General features: G+C 64.6%; 7 protein-coding genes. 4 read left to right on the forward strand and 3 right to left on the reverse strand.

The window, feature by feature from the left end; translation table 11 throughout:
• Window positions 1–1,175 (forward strand): MFS transporter (locus EN969_RS09025; protein ID WP_127419076.1); only part of this gene is annotated, 1,175 nt, incomplete at its 5' end.
• Window positions 1,176–1,196: 21 nt separating this feature from the next.
• On the opposite strand, the gene EN969_RS09030 is transcribed toward EN969_RS09025, so the two are convergent.
• Window positions 1,197–2,978, reverse strand: a complete 1,782-nt coding sequence (locus EN969_RS09030) for a chloride channel protein (RefSeq protein WP_063168927.1) — start codon at window positions 2,976–2,978, stop codon at window positions 1,197–1,199.
• 136 nt (window positions 2,979–3,114) lie between these two features.
• Window positions 3,115–3,414: a putative quinol monooxygenase gene (locus tag EN969_RS09035; protein ID WP_063168928.1), complete on the reverse strand. Its 300-nt coding sequence runs from the start codon at window positions 3,412–3,414 to the stop codon at window positions 3,115–3,117.
• Between the two features lie 147 nt (window positions 3,415–3,561).
• Between EN969_RS09035 and flhA the strand changes: the two genes are divergently transcribed.
• The 3 genes from flhA to EN969_RS09050 are packed head-to-tail and all read left to right on the forward strand — an operon-like array spanning window position 3,562 to window position 6,784.
• Window positions 3,562–5,649, forward strand: a complete 2,088-nt coding sequence (gene flhA, locus EN969_RS09040) for a flagellar biosynthesis protein FlhA (protein WP_127419077.1) — start codon at window positions 3,562–3,564, stop codon at window positions 5,647–5,649.
• Window positions 5,646–6,398 carry a flagellar biosynthetic protein FliR gene (gene fliR, locus EN969_RS09045; RefSeq protein ID WP_013529768.1) on the forward strand — a complete coding sequence of 251 codons (753 nt, stop codon included), beginning with the start codon at window positions 5,646–5,648 and terminating at the stop codon, window positions 6,396–6,398. Before flhA ends, fliR begins: the two co-directional genes overlap by 4 nt.
• A 2-nt stretch (window positions 6,399–6,400) precedes the next feature.
• Entirely contained in the window at window positions 6,401–6,784 is a 384-nt protein-coding gene (locus EN969_RS09050) for a hypothetical protein (protein WP_063168930.1), read from the forward strand.
• Window positions 6,785–6,969: 185 nt separating this feature from the next.
• Here EN969_RS09050 and EN969_RS09055 read toward each other — a convergent pair.
• Window positions 6,970–7,591, reverse strand: a 622-nt coding sequence (locus EN969_RS09055; RefSeq protein WP_164758191.1) for a response regulator transcription factor, incomplete at its 5' end; no start/stop codon positions are given.

Below are 7,591 nucleotides of genomic sequence, written 5' to 3' on the forward strand. Positions count from 1 at the left end.
GCTTTAACCTGACGCGCAGCGTCGGTCCGGCGATCGGCGGCATCATCGTCGCCGCCGCCGGTGCGGCAGCCGCCTTCGCGGCGAACGCGGTGAGCTATATCGGCCTGATCGTCGTGCTGGCGCGCTGGAAGCCGAACGTGCCGGTATCGACCTTGCCGCGCGAGTCGCTGGGGGCCGCCATGGGCGCCGGCCTGCGCTATGTCGCCATGTCGCCCAATATCGGCAAGGTGCTGGTCAGGGGTGCTGCGTTCGGCTTCAGTGCAGGCGCTGTGCTTGCGTTGCTGCCTCTGGTGGCGCGCGACGTCGTCAAGGGCGATGCGCTTACCTATGGCATCATGCTCGGCGCCTTCGGCATCGGCGCGGTCGGCGGCGCCTTGATCAGCGTCAGGCTGCGGCAGTTGCTCTCCAGCGAGACGATGGTGCGCTGTGCGTTCGCCGGCTTCGCCGTCTGCGCCTTCAATGCCGCCGTCAGCCAGCATGCCTGGCAGACATCGCTCGGCCTGCTTGTCGGCGGTGCCTGCTGGGTGATCGCGCTTTCGCATTTCAACGTCACGGTGCAGATGGCGACGCCGCGCTGGGTGGTCGGCCGGGTGCTGTCGGTCTACCAGACCGCGACCTTCGGCGGCATCGCGCTCGGCAGCTGGATCTGGGGCGTCGTCGCCGACGCGCATGGCGCCGAAACCGCGCTGATCGCCGCCAGCATCGCCATGCTGGCCGGCGGCGCCATCGGTCTTTTGCTCCCGCTGCCGCAACAGCAGGTGCTCAACCTCGACCCGCTCAATCGCTTCAAGGAACCGCATTTGGCGCTTGACCTGAAGCCGCGCAGTGGTCCCATCGCCATCATGATCGAATATGTGATCCGCCACGAGGACGAACCGGAGTTCCTCGCCATCATGGCCGAACGCGGCCGCATCCGCCGCCGTGACGGCGCCCGCAACTGGACGCTGGCGCGCGATCTCGAGAATCCCACCGTATGGATCGAGCATTATCACACGCCGACCTGGATCGAGTATATCAGGCACAATGGACGCATCACCCATGCCGACGCCGTCATCGGCGAACGCGTGCGGGCCCTGCACAGCGGCGACGAACCGCCCCGCGTACGACGCATGATCGAGCGCCCGACCACCGCCGGCACGGCGCTTGTGATGGCCAAGGGGCCGATCGAGCATTAAGCCCGTAACCCCTCTTGCCCTCTACCCCTCGCCCGACAGGTCCCGGCGCGCCTTGTCGAGTTCCTCGGCATAGCGCCGCATCAAATGGCCTTCGGTCAACAGGCCCAGCACGATGTGGTCGGTGAAATCCTCGACCACGGCGAGTTCTTCGGCGCCCGCCCGCTGGAATGTTTCCGCGGCGGCCTGCACGTTCATGCTCGGCACCAGCACCGCGTCCTTGTATTTGGCGAGATCGCGCACCGGCACCTCGCCATCGGACGGATCGCTGTGCAGTTCGGCCACGATCAGCACGCCGACATAGTGGTCGCCCGCATCGACGGCGATGACGCGCTGGGCAGAGCCGAGCGGCACCTCCTTGCGGAAGGCTGCCAGCGTCGTCGAGGCATAGATGGTCTTGATGTCCTTGCGCATCATCGAGCCGACTGTGAGGCTGCGCATCCAGCCGACATCGTGGGCGCTGCGGATGGTCTCGCCGCGCAGATGGAAGCGCCATGTCGAGAACGAGTAGCCGAAGGTTTCGCGCACCAGGATGGCCGACATGATCGAGGCGGCCAGCACGACGCCGGTCAACGTCAGGTCGCGGGTCGATTCCAGCGCCAGGAAGGTCATCGTCAGCGGACCGCCGACGACACCGACGGCGAGCGACGTCATGCCGACGACGGCGGCGACGGCAGGGTCGATGCCGGTTGCCGGAGAAATAACAAGCATCACATCCGCGAACGCCTTGCCGAGCAGCGCGCCGAGGAACAGCGAGGCAAAGAACAGCCCGCCGCGAAAACCCGATCCCAGCGAGACCGCCGACGCCGCCAGCTTGAGCACGAAGACGCTGGCCACCACGGCCAGCCCGTAATTCATCGAGAATTCGCGATGCAGCGCGCCATGGCCGCTGGACAGCACCTGCGGCGTGATCAGCCCCAACAAGCCAACGATGACGCCGCCAATGACGGGGCGCAGCGACGCATCGATCGACAGCCTGGCGAAACCGCGCTCGATCAGCGTCACCAGATGCATGATGGCGATCGAGGCGGCACCGCCGAGCAGCCCGAGCAGCAGGAACGGCACATACTGGCTGGCGGTGAGCGCCGGCAGACCCGAAAGCTCGAGCGGGAAAGGCACCCCGCCGAACATTTCAGCGGTCAGCGAGGCTGAGATCGCGGCGGTCATGACAGGCGCGACATTGGCGACCGAGTAGATGCCGATGACCAATTCGAAGCCGTAGAAGGCGCCGGTCAGCGGTGCATCGAAGGCAGCGGCGATGGCGCCGGCCGCACCACAGCCGACCAGGATACGGACATCGTTGCGGCGCAGCCTGAAGATGCCCGCCAGCCGCGATGCCAGCCCGGAGCCAACCTGCGTGTAGCCGGCTTCCAGCCCGACCGAGGCGCCAAAACCGCTGGAGATCATCGTCTGGCCGGCGATGATGAAGGTGTCGGTCAGCGACATGCGCCCGCCATAGAGCGCATTGGCTTCGATCGGGTCGATCGGTGTGCGGAATTTCCGTATCCGGAGCCAGACCACCGTCAGCCCCAGCAGTATGCCGCCGATCGCCGGTATCAGCGCCTGCATCGGATTGGCGAGCGAGAACATGCCGGAAAGCCGGCCGCCAGGCTGAACGCCGAACAGCAGCCCGTGCAGGTCCTGCACGATCTGGCTCATCGCCGTGACCAATATGCCAGCCATGACGCCTACGACACCGGCGAGGATGACCACCACGATGCCGCGTGCCTCGAGCAGGGGCAACGACCTGATCAGCACCGCGCGCAGCCGGCGGGCGTAAACTTCGCTGTGGTTTCTGGAAAGCACCGGGGCGGCTCGCCGATATCGAAAGGCAGTGGAAAGCCAGCCTGATACGCCCGGCGGCACGGCATGGCAACCACAATGCCGACAGACACCACATTGGCGACAAGTGGACGCGATATCGATCGGGCCGATGGACCGTTCAGGTCGGCATGGGCTCGCCGGCTTCATAGAGTACGAGGTTGCGCTCGCCTATGCCGAGCGCCGGCCAGCTCGCACGCCAGTCCGCAATGTGCGGCGAGGCGAAGTGCGCGTCGAGCGCTGCCCTGTCGCTCCAGACTTCCGTGACCCGGATGAGCCCGGCATCAAAAACATCCTGCGCATAGGAATATTGGATGCAGCCGACCTCGGCGCGGCTGCCTGAAACCATGCGTTCCATTGCGGGCTTGGCTTCCTCAAATTTGTTTGGCGGCAAGCGGATGGTGCCGATGATCAGAAGCATGGGTTTCCCTTTCCTGGCGAGGCTAGCCGACACGGCGACCTGCGCATGATCGTTCGAACTAGCCAGTCTCCCACCCTCGCGCAAGCTTGGCGGACTACCCTCACAGGGCTGTCGCGCGCTCGGCAGTCTATGGGGTTTGAGGACGATATGGCGATCAGCGAAAGCATTCAGCCCGGCGCGGCCGCCAAGAACGGCCGCGACGTCTTCTTCGCCATCGGCATCGTCATCATACTTGCCGTGCTGTTCCTGCCGATCCCGGCTTTTCTCATCGATGTCGGCCTCGCCTTTTCGATCGCGCTTTCGGTGCTGATCCTGATGGTGGCGCTGTGGATCCAGCGGCCGCTCGATTTTTCGTCTTTTCCAACCGTGCTGCTCATCGCCACCATGCTGCGGCTGTCGCTCAACATCGCCACCACGCGCATGATCCTGTCGCATGGCAATGAAGGGACGCATGCCGCCGGCTACGTCATCGCCGGCTTCTCCAAGTTGGTGATGGCCAGCGACTTCGTCATCGGCCTCATCGTCTTCATGATCCTGATCGTGGTGAACTTCATCGTCATCACCAAGGGCGCCACGCGTATCGCCGAAGTCGGCGCGCGCTTCACCCTCGATGCCATCCCCGGCAAGCAGATGTCGATCGACGCCGACCTCTCGGCCGGCATGATCGACGACAAGACCGCGCAGCTGCGCCGCCGTGAACTGGAAGAAGAATCTTCTTTCTTCGGCTCGATGGACGGCGCCTCGAAGTTCGTCCGCGGCGACGCCATCGCCGGCCTCATCATCACCGCCATCAACATCGTCGGCGGCATTGCCATCGGCTACATCAGGCACGGCATGGGCATGGGCGAAGCCGCCGACGTGTTCATCAAGCTGTCGGTCGGCGACGGCCTCGTCACCCAGATCCCGGCACTGATCGTGTCGCTCGCCGCCGGCCTGCTCGTCTCCAAGGGCGGCACCCGCGGCTCGACCAACCAGGCGGTGTTCGGCCAGCTCGGCGCCCACCCGCGCGCCCTCTATGTCGCGGCATCGCTGCTGGTGCTGCTCGGCTTGATGCCCGGCCTGCCGCTGTTCCCGTTCTTTGCGCTCGCAGCCGGCATGGCCGGTCTCGGCTACGTCATCCCGATGCGCGCCAACCGTGTCCTCGCCGAAGCCGAGGCGATCAAGGACCAGGAAAAGGCGACCAAGGTCGAGGAGGAGAAGAACTCGGTCAAGGCCTCGCTCGCCACCGCCGAGATCGAGCTTTTGATCGGCAAGCAGCTGTCGACAAGGCTGCTGACGTCGCATCAGGAACTGGTTTTCCGCATGGGCAAGATGCGCAAGAAATTCGCCACCCAGTACGGCTTCGTCGTGCCGGAAGTGCGTGTCGCCGACGATTTCGCCATCCCGCCGAAGAGCTACCAGATCAAGGTGCACGGCACCGTGGTGGCCGAATACCAGATGCGCGTCGGCGAGATCATGGTGCTGCTCGGCAATCGCGACATACCCGAGATACCGGGCGAGGAAATCCGCGAGCCGGCCTTCGGCATGCGCGCCTATTCGGTGGTCGAAGCCTTCGCCGAGGATCTGAAGCGCGAGAACTACACCTTCGCCGACAACATGTCGGTGCTGCTCACCCATCTCTCCGAGGTCATCCGCAACAACCTGCCGCAGCTTCTGTCCTACAAGGACATGAAGGCGCTGCTCGAACGCCAGGACCAGGAATACCGCAAGCTCGCCGACGAGATCTGCACCACGCACATCTCCTATCCCGGCCTGCAGGCGGTGCTGAAGCTGCTGCTCGCCGAGCGCGTCTCGATCCGCAATCTGCACCTGATCCTCGAGGCGATCGCCGAGATCGCGCCGCATGTGCGCCGCACCGAGCAGATCGTCGAACATGTCCGCATCCGCATGGCCCAGCAGATTTGCGGCGACCTGTCCGAGGGCGGCGTGCTGAAGGTGCTTCGCCTCGGCAACCGCTGGGATCTCGCCTTCCACCAGAGCCTCAAGCGCGACGCCAAGGGTGAGGTGCGCGAGTTCGACATCGACCCGCGCCAGCTCGAGGAGTTCGGCCAGGACGCGACCAAGGCGATCAAGAAATATCTGGAAGCCGGCGAGCGTTTCGTCCTCGTCACCGCGCCCGACGCCCGCCCCTATGTGCGCATGATCATCGAGCGGCTGTTCACCACGCTGCCGGTGCTCAGCCACGTCGAAATCGCCAAGGGCGTCGAGATCAGGGTGCTCGGAACCATATCGTGAGCGTGCTGTCGCAAGGCGTCGTCATCGCGGCGTTCCTCGCCTTCTGCCGCATCGGCGCCTGTTTCATGCTGATGCCGGGCCTGTCCAGCGCCCGCGTCCCGGTCCAGGTCAGGTTGTTCGTGGCGGTCGCCGCCACCGGCGGCCTGCTCGCCTTCCTGTGGGACAAGATCTTTCCTTTCGTCGACCCGCGCCCGCAGATCCTGGTGCCGATGATCATCTCGGAACTTCTGGTCGGCGGCCTGATCGGCGCCATGACCAGGCTCTACATGGAAGCCCTGCGCTTCATGGGCTCGGCCATCGCCATGCTGGTCGGTTATGGCGGCACCGGCGGACCGGCGATCGAGGAGCCCGAACCCCAGGCAGCCCTTGCCGCCATCATCTCGTTCTCGGCGCTGTTGATGCTGTTCGTGTTCGATTTCGACCACGAGATAATACGCGCGCTGGTTTCCTCCTACACGGTCGCGCCGGTCAACATCTTCTTCAACCCGCAGGCAGCCCTCGTCGATGTCACCGACACGGTGTCGGACACCTTCTTCCTGGTCATCCGCCTCGGCAGCCCGTTCGTCGCCTATGCCATTCTCGTCAATCTGACGATCGGCTTCGTCAACAAGCTGACCCCGCAGATCCCGATCTATTTCATCTCCCAGCCCTTCATCATCGCCGGCGGCATGATCATCTTCTATTTCGCCGTCGGCACCATGCTGTCGCTGTTCGTCGACGGCTTCGTCGACCTGACGCTGGCGAGATGACCATGAGCACGCGCAAGGACCGCCTGAAGAAACTGGTCAAGGTGCAGGAACAGCTGAAGGCGCTGCACGAAACCCGCCACGCCACCTTCCTTGCCGCGGCCAGTGCCGCCGAGGCTGAAGCCAGGGAACTGGTCGGCCATTTCGACCAGGCCGATTCGCTTTCCGCCCTGTTCCCCGATCTCTACCACCGCCGCATCGCCCAAGCGGTCGTGCGCCAGGAGGCGAACCTGGCAAGCGCGAAGCAAGAAGCCGGCCTCATCGCCGCCGCGACCGCCCGCACCAACATGGTTGAGCGTGCCTACAAGGACGTGCGCAACCGCGACGAGCGCGAACGCTCCGACCGCGAGCGGCTCGACATCATCGCGCAGAAGCAGGGCGAGGAGTAAGCTGAGGGTGTTCCGCTATGGGCCAACGGTGAGCGTCATTGACCAGGTTGCGAATGGCGGCAATCTCGGTCTTAGGGGCGGGCATGGTGGCTTCCTGAGAGCGGACATTGCAGGCTGCACATCGAGGTCCTGCCGCGCCATGACCAGTCGATGCTTCGGTCTGGAAGCAGCCGTTGAGCAGACGTTCATTGCACGGCGGCGGCCGCGGTGAAGATGTAGCCAACGCCATAGACGACCTTGATCGGCGCGGGCAAGCTGATGTGCTCCTCCAGTTTGCGGCGTAGCCGGCTGACGACTGCGTCGAGATGCCTGTTGTCGAAGTTCGACCTGGGACGGGCGACAAGCTCCACCAGATCCTCGCGCTGGCAGATTTCGCCGCTACGGTTGCAGAGCACGTTCATGAAGGCGAACTCGGCCGCCGTCAGTTTAAGCGAACGGTGATTGGGCGCGATCAGCATCCAGTTCGTGCCGTCCAGCACCCACCGATCGCTGCTGCCGTTGGCAGAGTCGGGCGGGGCTCCCGTCCGTCGCAGCAGGCTGCGAATTGCGGCGTCGATCTCGCGCAGCGTGCTGTGCTTGACCAGGTAGATGTCGGCGCCGCTCTCAAAGCCACGGATACGGTCGTCGCTGTCACCGAGCGCCGTCAGCATGATGATGCCGCAGGCATGTGATTTGCGGATTTCGGTTGCCAGATCGAACCCGTTCCCATCGGGCAGCCCGACATCGAGGATGATGACAGCGGGCGAGCTGCCGTTGGCCAGCGTCTGGCGCAATTCCCCTGCCGTGGCGACGCCTTCGGCCGTGAAG

This window comes from Mesorhizobium sp. M7A.F.Ca.CA.003.01.2.1 (assembly GCF_003998945.1).
Lineage (GTDB): Bacteria > Pseudomonadota > Alphaproteobacteria > Rhizobiales > Rhizobiaceae > Mesorhizobium > Mesorhizobium ciceri.

Coding starts and splice junctions, on each gene's coding strand:
- EN969_RS09035 (WP_063168928.1), bottom strand. CDS start 3,414: ATGCTTCTGATCATCGGCACCATCCGCTTGCCGCCAAACAAATTTGAG.
- flhA (WP_127419077.1), top strand. CDS start 3,562: ATGGCGATCAGCGAAAGCATTCAGCCCGGCGCGGCCGCCAAGAACGGC.
- EN969_RS09050 (WP_063168930.1), top strand. CDS start 6,401: ATGAGCACGCGCAAGGACCGCCTGAAGAAACTGGTCAAGGTGCAGGAA.